This is a genomic window from Halomicrococcus gelatinilyticus, assembly GCA_024227995.1.
Taxonomy (GTDB): Archaea; Halobacteriota; Halobacteria; order Halobacteriales; family Haladaptataceae; genus Halomicrococcus; species Halomicrococcus gelatinilyticus.
In genome coordinates, this window is record CP100465.1 from 2,782,617 (window position 1) to 2,799,838 (window position 17,222).

13 protein-coding genes and 1 pseudogene are annotated in these 17,222 nt (G+C 70.3%); 6 read left to right on the top strand and 8 right to left on the bottom strand.

All coding sequences use genetic code 11. From position 1 onward, the window contains the following. Nucleotides 1-739: 739 nt before the first annotated feature. Entirely contained in the window at nucleotides 740-2,386 is a 1,647-nt protein-coding gene (locus tag NKT36_RS14715) for a GMC family oxidoreductase (RefSeq protein WP_327051814.1), read from the bottom strand. Further along, nucleotides 2,383-2,919: a gluconate 2-dehydrogenase subunit 3 family protein gene (locus NKT36_RS14720; RefSeq protein ID WP_327053399.1), complete on the bottom strand. Its 537-nt coding sequence runs from the start codon at nucleotides 2,917-2,919 to the stop codon at nucleotides 2,383-2,385. Before NKT36_RS14720 ends, NKT36_RS14715 begins: the two co-directional genes overlap by 4 nt. A gap of 184 nt (nucleotides 2,920-3,103) precedes the next feature. Between NKT36_RS14720 and tpiA the strand changes: the two genes are divergently transcribed. Further along, the gene (tpiA, locus tag NKT36_RS14725; protein WP_327051815.1) at nucleotides 3,104-3,748 is read left to right on the top strand and encodes a triose-phosphate isomerase; all 645 of its coding nucleotides are present in this window, start codon (nucleotides 3,104-3,106) and stop codon (nucleotides 3,746-3,748) included. 10 nt (nucleotides 3,749-3,758) lie between these two features. On the opposite strand, the gene NKT36_RS14730 is transcribed toward tpiA, so the two are convergent. Together NKT36_RS14730 and dinB are read right to left on the bottom strand one after the other, a co-directional pair. Continuing rightward, the gene (locus tag NKT36_RS14730; RefSeq protein ID WP_327051816.1) at nucleotides 3,759-4,034 is read right to left on the bottom strand and encodes a hypothetical protein; all 276 of its coding nucleotides are present in this window, start codon (nucleotides 4,032-4,034) and stop codon (nucleotides 3,759-3,761) included. Between the two features lie 259 nt (nucleotides 4,035-4,293). Beyond that, nucleotides 4,294-5,640: pseudogene (gene dinB, locus NKT36_RS14735) on the bottom strand (DNA polymerase IV); the annotation flags it as partial. 486 nt (nucleotides 5,641-6,126) lie between these two features. Between dinB and NKT36_RS14740 the strand changes: the two are divergent. Next, a complete protein-coding gene (locus NKT36_RS14740) occupies nucleotides 6,127-6,441 on the top strand; it encodes a HalOD1 output domain-containing protein (RefSeq protein ID WP_327051818.1) in 315 nt (104 codons plus the stop codon). Between the two features lie 140 nt (nucleotides 6,442-6,581). Here NKT36_RS14740 and NKT36_RS14745 read toward each other — a convergent pair whose 3' ends face one another. Continuing rightward, complete coding sequence (locus tag NKT36_RS14745; RefSeq protein ID WP_327051819.1) at nucleotides 6,582-7,406, bottom strand: DUF6159 family protein; 825 nt, start codon at nucleotides 7,404-7,406, stop codon at nucleotides 6,582-6,584. A gap of 206 nt (nucleotides 7,407-7,612) precedes the next feature. Between NKT36_RS14745 and NKT36_RS14750 the strand changes: the two genes are divergently transcribed. After that, the gene (locus NKT36_RS14750) at nucleotides 7,613-7,951 is read left to right on the top strand and encodes a DMT family transporter (RefSeq protein ID WP_327051820.1); all 339 of its coding nucleotides are present in this window, start codon (nucleotides 7,613-7,615) and stop codon (nucleotides 7,949-7,951) included. A gap of 48 nt (nucleotides 7,952-7,999) precedes the next feature. Further along, a complete protein-coding gene (locus tag NKT36_RS14755) occupies nucleotides 8,000-10,150 on the top strand; it encodes a CDC48 family AAA ATPase (protein ID WP_327051821.1) in 2,151 nt (716 codons plus the stop codon). A 57-nt stretch (nucleotides 10,151-10,207) separates the two neighbouring features. Here NKT36_RS14755 and NKT36_RS14760 read toward each other — a convergent pair whose 3' ends face one another. From NKT36_RS14760 to NKT36_RS14770, 3 genes are all read right to left on the bottom strand, one after another. Further along, nucleotides 10,208-11,713: an HTTM domain-containing protein gene (locus NKT36_RS14760; RefSeq protein ID WP_327051822.1), complete on the bottom strand. Its 1,506-nt coding sequence runs from the start codon at nucleotides 11,711-11,713 to the stop codon at nucleotides 10,208-10,210. A 99-nt stretch (nucleotides 11,714-11,812) separates the two neighbouring features. Next, nucleotides 11,813-12,472, bottom strand: a complete 660-nt coding sequence (locus NKT36_RS14765; RefSeq protein ID WP_327051823.1) for a pyroglutamyl-peptidase I family protein — start codon at nucleotides 12,470-12,472, stop codon at nucleotides 11,813-11,815. Between the two features lie 494 nt (nucleotides 12,473-12,966). Next, nucleotides 12,967-15,810 (bottom strand): DEAD/DEAH box helicase, encoded by a 2,844-nt coding sequence (locus NKT36_RS14770; RefSeq protein WP_327051824.1) that lies wholly within the window; start codon nucleotides 15,808-15,810, stop codon nucleotides 12,967-12,969. A 135-nt stretch (nucleotides 15,811-15,945) separates the two neighbouring features. Here NKT36_RS14770 and NKT36_RS14775 point away from each other — a divergent pair, with 135 nt between their 5' ends. Next, nucleotides 15,946-16,692 carry a sugar phosphate isomerase/epimerase family protein gene (locus NKT36_RS14775; RefSeq protein ID WP_327051825.1) on the top strand — a complete coding sequence of 249 codons (747 nt, stop codon included), beginning with the start codon at nucleotides 15,946-15,948 and terminating at the stop codon, nucleotides 16,690-16,692. Nucleotides 16,693-16,819: 127 nt separating this feature from the next. Beyond that, nucleotides 16,820-17,185 (top strand): group I truncated hemoglobin, encoded by a 366-nt coding sequence (locus NKT36_RS14780; RefSeq protein WP_327051826.1) that lies wholly within the window; start codon nucleotides 16,820-16,822, stop codon nucleotides 17,183-17,185. The last annotated feature ends 37 nt before the right edge of the window (nucleotides 17,186-17,222 follow it).

Genomic DNA, 17,222 nt, shown 5'->3' on the forward strand with positions numbered 1-17,222 from the left:
GTTCCAGCGGCCGAGCGAGCAGTTCGGAAGCGCGGCGACGCAGTTCGGGACGGGCTCGCAGGCGGGCGATTCGTTCCAGAGTCAGGGGCCGAACCAGCGGCGTGGCCGCGCCCCGTCTCGGCGGGAGCAACGACCACGTCGCGATCCAGGTGCCGGACAGCGGCGCTCCGACCCGGTCGGAGGGGTCCAGGAGGACGTCCAGCCGGGGTACGTGGACAGGTCCCGCGGTGGTCGACGTGGACCGTCGGGGTCCGACGTCCAGGATAGCACGGCGGCCGACCGGCGCTACGACGGTCAGAGGTTCGCCAGCCCGGTCCAGGAGACGATGGTCCAGGGCCAGCGACGCCACGGTCGCGAGAGCGTGGAGCGCCGCCACGAGCGCCGCCGGTGACCCGCCGGGAGTGACGGTCCGGCAGCGCGTCGCGGGGTTCCGACGGGGCGCGTCGCTGAAATGCATCGGTGCGCGGTTGCTCCCCGGGACCGCACATCGCGTGACGGGCGCCGACGCCGGACCGCCCGGATAGGTCTGGCCGTCGGCAGAGAACAACTGAGTGTTCTTGCTACCGACCGTGATAAACGTTCTCCCGATTCCTGGGACACGGGAACTGCCAGCACGCCTTTGAAACGGGCGTGCAGGGTTGTGAACGGAGTCGCGCAGACGCGAGACTCCCGAACCCATCGTCACGGTCCCGGGACGACCGGGTCCCGGAGACCTGATTCTCCCCCTTGGCGCGACCCCTCAGAGTCGCTCGTGGACGTGTTCGGCCGCCTTCAGCGCGAGCGCCGCGATGGTGAGCGTCGGGTTCAGCGCCCCGCCGGTGACGAAGACGCTGCTCGACGCCACCGAGAGGTTGCGCAGGTCGTGGGTCCGGAGGCGCGGGTTCACGACGCTCCCGTCGGGGTCGGTACCCATGCGCGTCGTCCCCATGTGGTGGAACGCCGGCCCGGTGTTCTCCGGGCCGACCTGCCACGTCACGTCGGCCCCGAGTTCGTCGAGGACAGCGTGCTGTATCTCGTTCGCCCGGCGGAGCGTGGCCCGCGTCCGGTCGTCGACGCGCCAGTGGACGGCCGGGACGGGATTGCCGTGGTCGTCAGTGACGGAGGGGTCCAGTTCCACGCGGTTCTCCGCGCGCGGCCGCTGGCCGGCCAGCGCGCCCATCCCGACGCTGTTGCCGTAGGCCGTCCGCATCGACTCCAGGAGGTCGTCGCCCCACTCGTCGGCGTCCAGCGCCAGTCCGACCGGCGTCGGGCCGACGTCGTTCAGGAACTCCAGTTTCAGCGGTCCCGGGTCGACGTCGCCGGACCACGGCGGAACCTCCCCGTCCGTGCCGCTCGTGCCCGCCGTCGGGTCGTCGTAGAACTGGTGGCACTCGCTGGTCATGAAGCCGACGTGGTGCTGGCGCGTGCGCGAGTCCACGACGCCACCCATGCCCGCGAACAGGTGGTCCATGAAGTAGCGGCCGACCGCGCCGCTGGAGTTGGCGAGACCGTCGGGGTACCGCTCGGAGCGCGACAGAAGCAGGAGACGGGGAATCTCGACGCCGCCGGCGGCGAGGACGAACTCGCGGGCTTCCTGGCGGTGGGTCTCGCCGTCGGGCGTGGCGTACACGGCCGCCGTCACGCGCTCGCCGGCGTCGTCGTGGTCGAGGCGCTGGACGGGCGCGCGGTCGACGACGCGCGCACCCTCGGCCTCCGCCTTCCGTACGTGGACGTCGGCGCTGTACTTCGCGCCGGCGGGACAGACCGGCTTGCAGGTGCCGTAGCCGACGCACTCTCCGCGGCCGTCGTGGGCCTCGGAGTTGCGCGCGCTCGGCACCGAGTGGGTGGTCAGGCCGAGGCGCTCGCACGCCTCGGCGAACAGCGAGTCGCTGTGCGACGGTGGGAAGGCGGGCAGCGGGAACGGTTCCTCCCGCGGCGGCGCGAACGGATTGTCGTCCGCGCCCGCCACGCCGAGTTCCGCCTCCGCACGGGCGTAGTACGGTCGCAGGTCGTCGTAGTCGATGGGCCACTCCGCGAAGTCGCGCTCGTGGAAGCGGTAGACGAGTCCCTGCCAGTGCAGCGTCGTCCCGCCGACGCCCTTGACCCGCGCCCGGTTCAGCGGGTAGTGGCGCTCGCCGGGCGCGGTGAAGGCGTCCCGCGGTCCCCCCATCTCCCAGACCGAGAGCGGCCCGTGCGCGGGCCGGAGGTGGCGCTCCATGCGCTCGGTGCGCCTGGCGGGGTCGAAGCGCTCGCCCGCTTCGAGGACGACGACGTCGTTCCCCCGCTTCGCGAGCGAATGGGCGACCAGCGCACCCGCCGGCCCGGCGCCGACGACGCACACGTCCGCGCGCTCGCTGGGCGTGCGGTCGGTCGCGGTCCCGTCGCCCTCGTCGTCTCCACCGCTCACGCGTCCGGCCCCCTTCGACGGTAGCTCTCGATGCCGCCGGGGTGGCCCGGCGGGTTCTCGGTGCCGACGAGTCGGCCGCCCGTCGGCGACGTGTAGAGGGCGTACAGCAACTCATCGACGAGGAAGTGGCGGACGCGCTCGGCGTCCGTGCCCGCCGGATCGGGGTGAGCGGTGTGGACCGCCATGTCGTGCAGGAGACCGTCGCGCACGTCGGCGTCGAGCGCCGCGAACTCGGCGTCCTCCCAGTCGGTGGCGTAGCTGTCGAGCGTGGCGAGGGCGTCGGCCATCCCTTCCCGGTACTCCGTCCGTCCCTCGACGCGGCCCAGCGAGTAGGTCTCGACGAACCTCCGGACGCCGGACACCGTCGAGGGGTAGACGACCGCCGCGACCGCGACGAGCGTGTCCACGTCGTCCCCGGAGAGCGGCGGTTCCCCGGAGTCCCACGGCGCGCGGTCGAGCACCGTCGCCCCCGTCCCCGCGGCGACGCCGGCCGCACCGAGGGCGACGAGCGCGTCGCGTCGCGTCAACTCCATCTCTCGCATTCGGTTTCGATTAGGTATGCCTAAACTTCAGGATTGTCATCTCCGCGCCGGACGGAGCGTCGGCGTCGCGTGTGGCGCGGTCGTCCGCCGTTCCGCCGTGGCGTCGGCGGGATCACCGCGGAGCCGCCGGACGATTCTCACAACCTATTTGGGAGCGCGGCCAGTCGCTCCGGACATGTTCGTCTGTGTCAACCTGAAAGCCTACCCCTGTGACCCGATCGAGGTGGCCGAGGCCGCCCGCGACGTGAGCGAGGCGAGCGGCGTCGACGTCGCCGTCGCGCCGCAGGCCGCCCACCTCCAGCGCGTCGCCGAGACGGGCGTCGAGACCTGGGCTCAGCACGTCAGCCCCGTCGCCCACGGCAGCCACACCGGGTCGACGTTGGCGGAGGCCGCCGCGGACGCCGGCGCGGTCGGCACGCTGCTGAACCACTCCGAGAACCGCCTGAAGCTCGCGGACATCGACGCCGCGCTCGACGCCGCCGAGCGCGCGGGCCTCCGAACGACCGTCTGCGCGAACAACCCGGACCAGATTGCCGCCGTCGCCGCGCTCGAACCGGACGCCGTCGCCGTCGAACCGCCCGAACTCATCGGCACCGGCACGCCGGTCTGCGAGGCGGACCCGAACGTCGTCTCCGACGCCGTCGAGGCGGCCGAACGCGTCGCCCCGGACGTCGACGTCTACTGCGGCGCAGGCATCTCGACCGGCGAGGACCTCGTCGCCTCCCGCGAACTCCACGCGGACGGCGTCCTGCTCGCCAGCGGCGTGGCGAAGGCCGACGACCCGCGCGCGGCGCTCGAAGACCTCGTGGCACCGCTGTAATCTCTCCCTCTCACGCGCGCCTGACGACGAAGTGGTCGTCGCCTTGCTTCTCCAGCACCGACCGCTCGCGCATCCTGACGACGTAACCCGTCACCGTTCGGTCCATCTCGTGGTCGGCCCGGACCCGGACGAGGTTGCCGATGAGCTGCGCCGACGGCGGTTTCTGCGCCGCGCCGCAGTCGTAGATGGTGAGCAACTCGTCGCCCTCCTCGGCCTCGTAGACGACGACGTGGGCGTGCTGCGGGAGGTGCCAGCGGTCCTCGCCGGCGTCCGCGAGCTTGTTCATACGCCTGGTACGTGGGCCTGGTCGCTTACACCTTCGGGACGCCGCGTCAGAAGTCTTCGAGCGACACCTGGCCTCGCCGGTTCGCGTCGTCCTCGTCGTCCGCTGGGTCTTCGTCCGTTTCGGACTCGTCGTCCACATCGCTCTCGGCGTCCCGGAACTCCGTGAGCGTCTTCGCACCCGCCTCGGCCTTCGGGTCGGCATCTCCGGCGCTCGAGTCGCCGTCGTCGGCGTCGTCGTCGGCTCCGTCGTCCCCGTCGCGGAACTCCGTGAGGCTTCTCGCGCCGTCCGCGTCCGCCGCCTCGGAGGCGTCCACCGTGGCGTCTGCCGTCGCGGCCGTCTCGACGGCGGTCCCGGTGGCGTCCGCCGTCGTGGACGCGTCCGCGGCGCTGCCCGCGCCGTCCGCATCGACGCTTCCGCTCGACGCGGATACCTCGTCTGCGTCGAAGCCGTCGAGGCTCGCCTGGTCGTTCTCGGTGAACTGGAGGTTCGAGACGCGGACGCCGACCTTCCGGACGGCGTCGTCGGCGAACTCCTCGAGCAGTTCGAGCGCCACCTCCTCGACGAGGTCGGGGTCGTCGACGGGGCCCGGCAGCGACCGCTCGCGCGTGTTCACGTCGTACGGGGGCGTCACCACCTTGATGCCGATGGTGCGGTACATCGCGTCCTTGCTCTTCGCTCGCTCCGCGACCGCGCCGGCGAGGGTGGTGACCCGCCCCCGCTTCTCCTCGTCGTCGCTGGTGGCACCCGTGAACGCCGACTCGCGGGAGAGGCTCTTGGGGCGACCGCGCGGGGTCACCTCGCGGTCGTCGACGCCGCGAGCGCGCTCGTACAGTTCGCGGCCGCGTTCGCCGAACTCGTCCTCCAGTTCGCGGGCGTCGGCGTCGGCGAGGTCGCCCGCCGTCTCGACGCCCATCTCGCGCAGTCGGCGGGCGGTGACGGGGCCGACGCCGTGGACCTCCTTCACGTCCAGGGGCGCGAGGAACTCCCGTATCTCGCCGGGTTCGACGACGACGAGACCGTCGGGCTTGTCGTAATCGCTGGCGATTTTCGCGGCGCTCATGTTGGGGGCGACGCCGACGCTGGCGGTGACGCCCACCTCGCGCTCGATGCGCTGTTTGACGTGGCGGGCGAACCCCTCCGCGACCTCCCACGCGGTGCGGTCGGTGACGTCCAGGTAGGCCTCGTCGATGCTCACCTCCCGCACCGTGTCGGCGGAGTCGTGGAGGATCTCGCGGACGTCCTCGCTGACCGACTGGTAGAACTCCATGTCGACCGGGCGGTAGTAGCCCGCCTCTTCGGGGTCGTGGTCGGCGTCGGGGTCGTCTGCCGTCGCCTTCCGCGGCAGGTTGTCCAGTGCGGTCCCGATGGCCTGTGCGCTCTCGACGCCGTACTCGCGGGCCTCGTAGCTCGCCGTGGCGACCGCGCCGTGGGACTCGCCGTCCTCGTAGCCCATCCCGACGACCACCGGTTCGCCCCGGAGTGCCGGCTCCCGGAGCCGCTCGCAGGCGGCGTAGAAGCAGTCCACGTCGACGTGCAGGACGATGCGGTCGCCGTCCTCCTCGTCGTCGGTGAGGCCCGGCAGGTTCGAGCCACCGCGGTCCGTCATCGTCCGACGATTCGCCCGTCGGCAGTTAAACCGTCCGGGACCGGGGTGAAAGTGGCGGCGCGTCTGACGCTGCTTTCCAGCCGGAAAAAGTTTGAAATAGGTGGTGTCCGAACGGGTGACATATGAGCCGCTTCAACCGCCGTTGGGTCTGTGCGGAATGCGGAAAGAAGTACAAGACGCGACGAACGCGGTGCAAGATGTGCGGGTCCACCGACTTCGAGGACCCGCACATGCGAAGCTGAGTCCGGACTACGGGCGGTTCGACCGGCGCTCGACGGCGACGTGGCCGTAGTCGCATCGCCGGACGTGACTGATTCGACGGTCGTTCGGACGCTGATTGCCGCTGCCAGATTCGGTATCCGTCTCGCCATCGGGAGCATGTCAACAGGAAATTCTCGGGTGGTACTCCCCCCTCGGCGACAGCTATATGTGCGCCTCGCACTGAGTGGAAGTAGCAACCTCCGGGTCGCCCGGAACTGATACCGAATGGACATCGAGATAGAATCCCAGAGCGACGAGAATCCGGCTGAGTCCACGAAGACCTACGTCTTCGACATCGAGCGCGAAATGCGGAACGGCCGCGCCTGTGCGGGCATCGTTCGAGTGCTTTCGGAGCTGACGAACACAGCACCGAACAAGATGAAGCCGCTCCACTCGGTCGTCAACTGCGATGCCGTCGACGCGCTCTTCCGTACCCGGCGCTACGGGGAGACGCGCGACAACGTCTCGGTCACGTTCACCTACGACATCTACGAAGTGACCGTCGACGCGAGTGGAAAGGTCGTCGTCGACGAGGAGTAGTCGGACAGCGAACGTTTTTCGACCGCCGACCGTCCAGCGGCGCAACCGGTTCGGCGTGATACGGTCCCACCAGAGTCACGGCACTCGCTGGCGTGAGAGCGGACCCGGCAGGACCGACGCCACGCGGTCGCGAACGCTCGTCACCGGCTTTCGGCACCGACGCCGTCGAACAGCGACTCGTCGAACCCGTCGGCGACGCTCTCCTCGCGGGCGTACCGGTACAGTGCGGTCTTGGCGACGCCCTCCAGCGCTGTCCCGACGACGAACCCGACGAGCGTCAGTCCGCCGCCGACCGCGAGCGCGAGGAGGACACCGTTGCCGTCCGGGAACGCGACGAGCATGCCGATGGTGAGGACGACGCCGGGTAGCGCGAGCAGGAACGTCACGACGCCCAGGCCGAGTTCCGCGCCGACGGTCTCGCCCCACGTCTCGCGGAGGAGGCGACCGCTCTCCTCGAACATCGACCGCGGTCCCGCGTCCTCGAAGACGACGACGGGGACGACGAAGTACGTCAACGCGGTCCAGCCGAGGCTCACCAGCGCAGTGACCATCGCGCCGCCGATCTCGCTCGACTCCTCGATGGCCCGTAGTGTGATGCCGACGACGGCGCTGACGATCGCCCAGGCGAACAGGGACGGGAGGTGACGACTGGCCGCGCGGAACGCCGCGCCGACGCTCGGCGACTGACCCCGGAACGTCTCCCGGGCCGCCCAGGTCAGCGCGGCGTTGCAGAACGCGACCAGGAACGCGGTCCCGACGTAGAGGCCGACCACCACCGCGACGACGCCGCCATCGGAGTCGAACGCGCCGGTCACCCCTGCCGCGCCGAACGCCGTCGCGACGAAGACCGCCGTCGCCACGCCGCTCGTCAGGGGGAACACCGCGAGTCGCGGATTCCGACGCAGGACGCCGGCGCTCCGGCCGGCCAGCCGCCAGCCCGTGCCGATGCGGCTACCGAGGGCCATCGGTCGCTCTCCGCCGGTCGTTCGAGGAGGGGCTATCGGGCGCGAGGAGGGAGTCGGGTACCATCATGCGTTCGATACTCACTGCCCTGACACAAAAACCCCGTCGCAGCGTCCCGACCTCGCTGCTTGCGTGCCGCAGTGTGAACGCGCCGCAGGTGACGGCGGATTCCGAAGTATCTATATTCGTTCTGTCACGTCGACACACCATGCGCGAATACCTGTTCCTCGGACTGGCAATCCTGTCCGAGATAACCGGAACTGCCGCGCTGAAGTTGTCCGACGGGTTCACCAGGCCGCTCCCGAGCGTCGTGGTCGTCGTCGGCTACCTCGGTGCGTTCTACCTGCTGAGCCTGACACTGGAGTCGCTTCCCATCGGACTGGTGTACGCGACGTGGTCCGCGGTGGGCATCGTCGGCGCGGCCCTGCTCGGCGTCGTCGTCTTCGACGAGGGTATCGACGCCGCTGCGGTGATCGGCATGACCCTCATCGTCGCTGGCGTCGCGGTCCTCAACCTCCTCTCGGACGCGTACTCGCCGGCACACTGACGAGGAATCGGGACAACCCTGAAGACGGTTCGCCGATGAGTACCGTGCATGACCAGTGAAAGGAGCGTCACGCTCACCGTCCGCGGCGCGGAGAAGCGCGACGGCGGGCGTGGCATCGCGCGCATCTCCGACGCCGTCCGGCAGCGCCTGGAGGTGCTTAGCGGCGACACGCTCGCCATCGAGGGCGACCGGACGACGGTCGTGAAGATGTGGCCGGCGGCGGCGACGGTGGCGGACGACGTCATCCAGATCGACGCCGAGACGCGGTCGAACGCGGGCGTCAGCATCGGCGACACGGTGACCGTGACCCCCATCGCCGTCGAGGACGCGGATTCCATCACCGTCTCGCCGGAGGCGGAGTTCTCGCTCGACGACGCCGGCACGCTCGAGGTCGCGGTGAAGCGCGAACTCCGCGACCGTCCCGTCAGTCCCGGCGAGCGCGCCCGCGTCGAGCGACTGGGCGACGCCGGCCTGTTCACCGTCACGCGGACCGACCCGGACGGCACGGTGCGGGTGACCGGCGACACCGACGTGAACGTCTCGCTCCCCGGCCTGGCCGACGCGACGACGACGCCCGCCGAGACCGCGTCCGGCGACGACGAGGCGGCCGAGATCACCGGCGCGACGTACGAGGACATCGGTGGTCTCGACGACGAACTCCGGCGGGTCCGGGAGATGATCGAACTCCCGCTGGCGAACCCCGAGATATTCCGGCGACTCGGCATCGACCCGCCGAAGGGCGTCCTGCTCTACGGTCCGCCCGGCACCGGCAAGACGCTCATCGCCAAGGCGGTCGCCAACGAGGTCGACGCCCACTTCATCTCCGTCTCCGGCCCGGAGATCATGAGCAAGTACAAGGGCGAGAGCGAGGAGCGCCTGCGCGAGATCTTCGACGACGCGGCCGAGAACGCGCCCGCCATCGTCTTCTTCGACGAGCTAGACAGCCTCGGGGGCAAGCGCGACGAGGAGAGCGACGTCGAGAACCGCCTCGTCGCCCAGATGCTCTCGCTGATGGACGGCCTGGAGTCGCGCGGGGACGTGGTCGTCATCGGCGCGACGAACCGCGTCGACGCCATCGACCCCGCGCTGCGGCGCGGCGGGCGCTTCGACCGCGAGATCGAGATCGGCGCGCCGGACGAGAGCGGGCGGCGCGAGATTCTCGACGTCCACACGCGCGGGATGCCGCTGACCGACGACGTGGACCTCGACCGCCTCGCCGCGACGACGCACGGCTTCGTCGGCGCCGACCTCCACGCGCTCGTCACGGAGGCGGCGATGGCGGCGCTCCGCCGCTCGCGCGACGAGGGCGCCGACGACAGGGAGCTGCTCGACGTCACCGTCTCTCGCGAGGACTTCAACGCCGGGATGGCGTCCGTCGACCCCTCGGCGATGCGGGAGTTCGTCGCGGAGGCGCCGACGGTCACCTTCGACGACGTCGGCGGGCTGGACGAGGCGAAACAGACCCTCGTGGAGGCGGTGGAGTGGCCGCTGGCGTACGCGAACCTCTTCGAGGCGACCAACACCGACCCGCCGAGCGGCGTCCTCCTCCACGGGCCGCCCGGTACCGGCAAGACGCTACTCGCGCGGGCGCTGGCGGGCGAGAGCGACGTCAACTTCATCCACGTCGCCGGCCCCGAACTGCTCGACCGCTACGTCGGCGAGAGCGAGAAGGCCGTCCGCGAGGTGTTCGAGCGCGCCCGTCAGGCCGCGCCCTCGATCGTGTTCTTCGACGAGATCGACGCCATCGCCGCCCAGCGCGGCGAGTCCCACGAGGTGACCGAGCGCGTCGTCTCCCAGTTGCTGACCGAACTCGACGGACTGGCCGAGAACCCGAACCTGGTCGTCCTCGCGGCGACGAACCGTCGCGAGGCGATCGACCCCGCGCTCCTCCGGCCGGGCCGCCTGGAATCGCACATCGAGGTGCCCGCGCCGGACGAGGCGGGCCGCCGGAAGATACTCGCCGTCCACGCCGACGGGAAGCCGCTCGGCGACGACGTCGACCTGGACGCGCTCGCCGCTGAACTGGAGGGGTACACCGGCGCGGACCTGGAGGCGCTGGTGCGCAACGCCTCGATGCGCGCCATCCGCGAGGCGGCCGACGCCTGGGGCGTCGCGGAGGCCGACCGCAACGCCGAGGAGATCGCGGTGAAGGAGAAGCACTTCGACGCGGCCCGCGAGCACGTCCAGCCGACGCTGTAATCTACGACGGAATCGTCGGACACCCCTATCCTGTCGTCCCGACCTCGTTCCGCCGCGTCAGGTACCCTTCGCACCGGGACAGGAGTACTGCCCGAGTTCGACGCGGTTCGTCGGTTCGGGGCCGTCGAGTCGCGTCGGCTGTTCGACGTAGTAGACGGTGACGGCGGTCAGGTCGTCCTCGTGGGCCCCGTTCCAGCGCCGACAGAGGTAGTCGGCGAAGTGGGGGCGGAGTGTCTCGCTTCCTGGCCGTTGCAGGTCCAGCAGGTACACCAGCCATCGATGGGAGGGGTATGCGTCGGCGACGTCCGGCGGACGTTCCCAGCGGACCGGTGACCGCTGGAACGCGTCCATCCGGCCGCCGGACTCCACCCGTCCGGGAACGACGTACCAGCCGTCGGTCGACCGCGGTTCCGGCGCGAACATGTCCCAGCGCCGCTCCGTGGGGTCGGCGACCGATTCCACGCCGTCTGGTACCGCCGCGTAGCCGAGCGACGCCGCGTTCCAGACCAGGACGAGCGCCAGGAGGCAGGTCACCACCGCAGGCACGAGGCGTCGCCGCCATCGTCGGACGGCCGGAGGAACCGCCGGTGCGCTCCGTTCGGGGAGTGTGCGTTCGAGGCGGTTCCACACCCTGTCTGCGTCCAGGCGACGCGTGACGGGAGCGAGACGGCGCGTCGCACCGTCCCAGACGAGACCCGGCAGGAACGGGAGCAGGCTGGCGACTGAGACGAACGGAAAGATACCGAGGCGCATCGTCGCCGCCATCCCGAGGTGCATCGCGGCGAACAGCGCGGCGAACGCGACTCTCGCTCGTCCCGTCAGGACGACCAGGAGCACCGAACCCAGCACCGCAGCCAGCCAGACCCGATCGAACAGTTCGAGGACGAGCGGATACCGGGCGACGACGTCGCCCAGCAGCACCGTCAACTGGTCGAGGCTGAAGACGACCCGGACCGCGTCGCCGGCCAGCCAGCGGTCGCCGCGGAGTTTGAGCAGGCCGTTCACGAAGTAGACCAGCACGACCTGAACCAAGAGCGCCGCCGAGGCGAGACTGACGACTCGTCGTCGCGCCTCTCCGCCGGCCGTCCGTAGCGCGTCGACCGACCAGCGCTCGCCCAGCGGCAGGAACAGGCCCCAGAGCAGGAGTCGTCGGAGGACCGAATCGCCGGCGTTCAGCACGACTGGGTTCCGGGCGTGTAACGACACCAGCAACGCGAGCGACGCGACGGTCGCGAGTCGCGTTCGGTAGCCGACCAGCAGCGCCACGGCTGCGACGCCGGCGAGCAGGAAGAGGACTGCCTGCGTCCACGCCGCTCCGGAGATGGCGTGCAGCGAGAACCGGGCGAACCCGGGGAACTGCTCGCGCAGCACCGCCCGCGGTAGGACGCCGGCGTCGGTGTAGAAGGCCACGAGGTTGCGCGAGCGAACGAACAGGTCCACGAGCAACAGGAGTCCGAGCGAGACGCGGAGCGCGGCCAACGCCCGGGTGTCGATGCCGAACCGGCGCTTCAGCACCCCTCGTCCCCTGACGCGGAGGTTCGCGACGACCGCGCGCACGTTCATGAACGGGGCTGTGTACGGAACGGGATAAGTCTTCTATCTTTCCAGTTCGTCGCCATCAGCAACCGGCTGGAATCGAAAACTGACCGTTCGGGAGCGACCTCAGCGTCGACCGTCGTGTCGCTCGTCCGCCAGCGTCACCTCGAACGCCGTCCGCACCGCCGCGACCTGCGTCGACAGCGGGAGACTCGGCCGGAGCGCCCCGGCGTCGCCGTCGGCCTCCCGCGCCTTCCGCGCGGCCTGTTCGGGCGTGCACGGCAGGTGGACGAACCCCGCCGGGACGTCCCGCCCCGTCCCGTCCAGGTACGCTCGCGTCTCGTAGAGGAGGTCGTTGCAGAGGTGGGTCCCGGCCGAGTTGGAGACGCGCGCGGGGACGTCGTCCGCCAGCAGTTCCCGCGTGATGGCGACGACCGGTACCGTGGCGAAGTACGCCGCGTCGCCGCCCTCGTGCACGCGCTCGTGGTGCGGTTGCGCATCGGCGTTGTCCGGCACGCTCCCCGCGTCGGCGACGTTGACGCCCACGCGCTCGACGCTGACGCCCGCTCGCCCCGCCGCCAGTCCCGTCGCGAGCACGGCGGCGGGGACGTGGTCCCCGAGGAGGTCTCGCATGCGGTCACCCGCGGCGTCGAACTCGACGGGCAGGACGCGTCCCACCACGTCGTGGCCCGCGACCGTCTCGCCGTCGAGTTCCTGCGCGACCCGCTCGGTGGGGTTCGTCTCGTGCTCGCCGAACGGTTCGTACCCCGTGAGCAGGAGTGTCATGATAGCGAAATTTCGGCCGGTCGCCTTAGTTCGTCGCCTTCCGGAAACGCGTGACGAACGTCGGTTCTCTGTACCGTGCCGGTTAAGTGTTCCACGCCCTGGCGGACCGAAAGGGCGAGTGCGTCTCGACCGTCCCCCGACGACGTAAGCACTGCAACGAGCGACCGCAGGGAGCGAGCGAAGCGCGCAACGAGTCGCGGGACGTCGAGCGGGCGAGGGCTTTCGAGGTCATCACCGCAGGTGAGTTCGAGACGCTCGCCAGAACAGCATCTGGCGGAGACGCGACCACCCAGAAAGCCCTCGCCCGCTCGACCCTCCGGGTCTCGCTGCGCTCCTCGGTCTCCGACCTGCGGTGCTTGCGTCGTCCGGGAGGGTTCGAGCGCGCTCGCCCTTTCGATCCGCCAGGGATTCGGAATCCAGGCTGGCGATACTGATGGACACTCGGCGCTCGCGAACGAGATGACGGTAGCCGACCGAATAGTTCAGAAATCCCATCAGTCCCAGAACGCCTGGGTGCGGGCGTACTGGCGCTCCTGGGCGAGGATGTCGCGGTAGAAGTCGTCCTCGTCCTCGCGCAGTTTGGCGATGATGCGGGCGGCGTTGTGCGGGCCGACGCCGCGGGCCGCGAGCGCGACGACGGCCTGCTTGCCGTGGCTCTGGACGAGGCTGGCGGCGCGGTAGGCGCGCTCGGTCATCTTCTCCTGCTCGTCGTCCTTGTCGTCGGCGCGGACCGCCGAGACGACCTCGTCGGCCCAGGGGTTCAGCGCGGCGACGCGCGTCGACCCGCACTCCGGACACGTCGGCTGGTCGGAGACGCGCTTTACCGCCGTCGTGCGCTCGTAGTCCTGGCAGTGCAGGCAGAAGAGGATGACCTCGTCCTCCTGGATGCGCTCGCGCACGGTCTCGATGACGCTCGCGTCGGCGTTCTCGGGCGCGAGCAGTTCGCGGCCGGACGACCGCCCGCCCGTTCCGACGGGGGTGTGGCCGCCGGTCGTGACGACCTCGACGTCGCCGTCCTGGATGCGCCGCAGGACGTCGCTGGCCGTCTCGACGTCGAGGTCGTCGTGGAACACCTCTCGCACCGCCTCGTCGTACATCGGCGTGTCCTCCAGCGCGTCGAGCAACCGCCCCATCCCCATCCGGCGGTCGCCCTGCCGGCGGTCGAGCGCGCCGAACTTCGCGGCGACCTGTGCGAGCGTGAACTTCAGCGTGTCCGAGCGCTTCAGCGACAGTTCGATGAGCGGGCCGACGTGGTCCGGGTCGGTCGTCTCCAGCACCTCCGCGACCGTGCGACCGTCGAGCTTCGGCGGCACGTCGAGTTCGATGCGGTAGGGGTCGACCTCCATCCCGACGGACGACCCGGTGCGCTGGCCGACCAGCGAGGCGAGCATCCGCCCGAGCGTCTCGTTGACCTCGTGACCGAAGGCGGCGTTGACGACCACGGAGCGGGGCGCGTGCTCGACGACGATGCGGTCGCTGGTCGGCACCGGCGTCTCGGCCTCGGCCTGCCGTTCGACCTGTTCGAGCGCCTCGCCGGCGGTGTGCTCGTCGGTCGGGTAGCGGCCCGCGAACTCGCGGGCGACGCCGGTCCGGGGCGCGCCGCGCTCGAACTGCGGCCCGGCGACCGCGCGCATCTCGCCGACCTCCTGGGCGACGTCGTAGGGCACCGGAATCTCCTCGCCGACCCACGACGGGACCTCGCCGCCGGGGTCCTCGATTGGCGAGACGTTCACGCGCTCGTCGTCGCCGTCGATGTCGACGATGCGCCACATCTCGCCGCGCTGGATGAACACCTCGCCAGGCTCCGCGAAGTTGACGACGAACCGCTCGTCCAGCGTGCCGATCTGCGACCCGGAGGCGACGTCGTGGACCTCGTAGGTCGCCTCGTCCGGGATCATCGACAGGTTGGCGTAGAAGTACTGCCACGTCCGGCTCGACTTCTCCAGCCGGTCTTCCTCCTCGTCGAGCCAGACGAGCCGATTCTTCTTCAGCTCGCGGACGACGTCCTTGAACTGCCCCTCGGTCAGGTCGCGGAAAGGGTAGGCTCGCGTGACGATCTCGTACGCCCGGCGGGCGTCGAGTTCGCCGAAGTCCATGACGAGCCCCACGATCTGGTTGGCGACCGTGTCGAGACTCCCGTGGTGGATGGCAGCGGGTTCGACGTCGCCCTCCGTCGCGCGGCGGGCGATGGCCATCGCCTCCAGCGCGTCGTCCGGATGTGAGGTGACGATGGTCCCCTCCGAGAGCTCGTCCATCCGGTGGCCAGCGCGCCCGACGCGCTGGAGCAGGCGCGCGACCTCGCGCGGGCTCTGGTACTGGACGACGTGGTCGATGCGCCCCACGTCGATGCCGAGTTCCATCGAGGACGTGCAGAGCAGCGCGTCGATCTCCCCCGCCTTGAACCGGTCCTCGACGTCGATGCGGGCCTCCTTCGAGAGGCTGCCGTGGTGGACGCCGATGTCGACGTCGGCGTCGACGCTCTTGAACCGCGACCCCAGCGCCTCGGCGGTCTGGCGCGTGTTGACGAAGACGAGCGTCGAGTCGTGGTCCGCCACTATCTCGCGGACGACGCGGATGTGGCTGGCGATCTCCGCGCTGGTCATCAGTCGCCCGGCGAGGTCCTCGTCCTCGGGCAGTATCTCCGGTTCGCGCACCGTGAACTCGACCTTGCTCCCCACGTCCACCTCGATTATCTCGGGGTCGCCGTCGCCGGTGAGGAAGCGCCCGACCTCCGTGGGGTCGCCGACCGTCGCCGAGAGCCCGACGCGCTGGAAGTCGCCGGCCAGCTCGCGCAGTCGCTCCAGGCCGATGGACAACTGCGCGCCGCGCTTGGCGCTGGCGAGTTCGTGGACCTCGTCGACGACGACGTGGTGGACGTCCGACAGCGCCGTCCGCAGCTTCGACCCGGTCAGCATCGCCTGGAGCGTCTCCGGCGTCGTCACCAGCACGTCCGGCGGGTCGTTGGCCTGCTTCTGGCGCTGGTAGTCGGTCGTGTCGCCGTGGCGCACGTCGACGTCCACGTCCAGCTCCTCGCCCCACCAGTCCAGGCGCTCGCGCATGTCGCGGTTCAGCGCCCGCAGCGGCGTGACGTACAGCGCGGAGATGCCGAACCGGGGGTCGGCCTCGGCGATGGCGTCGAAGACGGGCAGCATCGCCGTCTCCGTCTTGCCGGTCCCCGTCGGCGCGATGACGAGCGCGTCCTTCCCGGCGGCCAGCGGCGGTATCGCGCGGCGCTGTGGCTCCGTCGGCGTCGCGAACCCGCGCTGGGAGAGCGCCGACCGCACCGCCGGACCGAGTTCCGCGAAGGCGTCCGCCCCCACGGCCCGCTCGTCAGTCATCGAGATTTCGTAGTGGTTGGAGGGAATTAAGCACGTTGCCGCGCCGACGACGGACGAGAGACGGACGACGCAGGGTCACGTGCGACCGGACCACTGCCGAAGACGTTTTGACACCGCGCTGACAACGCCGGAACGATGCAACTCGGCACGACCATCGGCCCCAACCTCGACTTCGTCGAGGGGGAGACGGGGGACGTGGACTTCGTGGAACCGGCGCTCAACGCCCGCGACTGCCCGGTCGACGGATTCGACGCGGCGGGTTTCCGGACGAAACTGGACGACGCCGGCCTCGACTGCACGGTGCACCTGCCACACTTCCCGCCGCTGGCGACCGCCGTGCCAGAGATCGACGCCGGGATGCGCGAGTACCAGGAGCGGGCGGTGGCGAAGGCGGCGACGCTCGACGCGGCGGTCGGGGTGGTCCACGGTGCCGTCGGAGTCCACGACGACAGCCACCGCGAGGCGTTCGTCGAGCAGGCCGCCTGGCTGGCGGAGACCTGTCGCGACCACGGCATCGACCTCGCGGTCGAGAACATGGGGTACAAGGCCGACGGGTTCGCGCTCGACGAGGTGGCGGCGATCGCGCGCGAGGCTGATGCGAGCGTCTGTTTCGACGTCGGTCACGCCTACCGGGAGGGCGGCCAGGCGGCCGTCGAGTCCTTCCTGGACGAGCACGGCGACCTCGTGCGCCACCTCCACGTCCACGACGTCGGCCCGCGGGGAACCGACCACGCCCCCGTCGGTACCGGGACCGTCGACTTCGAACCCGTGATGGCGTGGGCGGCGGACCGGGACGTGACGGTCGCGGTCGAACTGCTCGTCGACGACTACGCGTTCCAGCGCGACAGCGTCCGGCGGCTTCGTGCCATCGCGCCGACGTGAACACGTTCGGGGCAACTCCTTTCCATCGGTCGACCGAACGCAACTCCGTGTAGGCCCCTTCTACCGACGCGGACGACCCGGTCGTACTGCCAGCGAACGGTAGCGGATGCGGACCACGATTTCCGAGATGTCGACAGACGAGACCCTCTACGAGCAGTTAGGCGGACGGGAACGGATAGCAGCGGTCGTCGACGAGTTCTACGACCGCGTGACGAACGACGAGACGGTCGCGGGCTTCTTCGAGGACATGGACATGGCGGCCCAGCGGGCGCACATGACGCAGTTCCTCGGTTCGGTGGCCGGCGGTCCCGTCGAGTACACCGGCGACGAGATGCGCGCAGCCCACGAACCGCTCGACCTCGAACAGCGGCACTTCGACGCCGTCGCCACGCACCTCGACGGCGCGCTCCGGGCGTTCGACGTCCCGGACGAGACGGTCGAGGCGGTGCTCGGCGAGGTGGCGGCGCTGGTAGACGACGTGCTCTGTCGCTGAGACGCCGCACGAAGCCTTTTCTTTGCGGCGACCGCAC

What these genes read in the sequence shown, in the direction of transcription:
- NKT36_RS14755 (WP_327051821.1), top strand. Translation starts at nt 8,000, where the DNA reads ATGACCAGTGAAAGGAGCGTCACGCTCACCGTCCGCGGCGCGGAGAAG.
- tpiA (WP_327051815.1), top strand. Translation starts at nt 3,104, where the DNA reads ATGTTCGTCTGTGTCAACCTGAAAGCCTACCCCTGTGACCCGATCGAG.
- NKT36_RS14720 (WP_327053399.1), bottom strand. Translation starts at nt 2,919, where the DNA reads ATGGAGTTGACGCGACGCGACGCGCTCGTCGCCCTCGGTGCGGCCGGC.
- NKT36_RS14775 (WP_327051825.1), top strand. Translation starts at nt 15,946, where the DNA reads ATGCAACTCGGCACGACCATCGGCCCCAACCTCGACTTCGTCGAGGGG.
- NKT36_RS14750 (WP_327051820.1), top strand. Translation starts at nt 7,613, where the DNA reads ATGCGCGAATACCTGTTCCTCGGACTGGCAATCCTGTCCGAGATAACC.
- NKT36_RS14745 (WP_327051819.1), bottom strand. Translation starts at nt 7,406, where the DNA reads ATGGCCCTCGGTAGCCGCATCGGCACGGGCTGGCGGCTGGCCGGCCGG.
- NKT36_RS14780 (WP_327051826.1), top strand. Translation starts at nt 16,820, where the DNA reads ATGTCGACAGACGAGACCCTCTACGAGCAGTTAGGCGGACGGGAACGG.
- NKT36_RS14765 (WP_327051823.1), bottom strand. Translation starts at nt 12,472, where the DNA reads ATGACACTCCTGCTCACGGGGTACGAACCGTTCGGCGAGCACGAGACG.
- NKT36_RS14770 (WP_327051824.1), bottom strand. Translation starts at nt 15,810, where the DNA reads ATGACTGACGAGCGGGCCGTGGGGGCGGACGCCTTCGCGGAACTCGGT.
- NKT36_RS14730 (WP_327051816.1), bottom strand. Translation starts at nt 4,034, where the DNA reads ATGAACAAGCTCGCGGACGCCGGCGAGGACCGCTGGCACCTCCCGCAG.
- NKT36_RS14740 (WP_327051818.1), top strand. Translation starts at nt 6,127, where the DNA reads ATGGACATCGAGATAGAATCCCAGAGCGACGAGAATCCGGCTGAGTCC.
- NKT36_RS14760 (WP_327051822.1), bottom strand. Translation starts at nt 11,713, where the DNA reads ATGAACGTGCGCGCGGTCGTCGCGAACCTCCGCGTCAGGGGACGAGGG.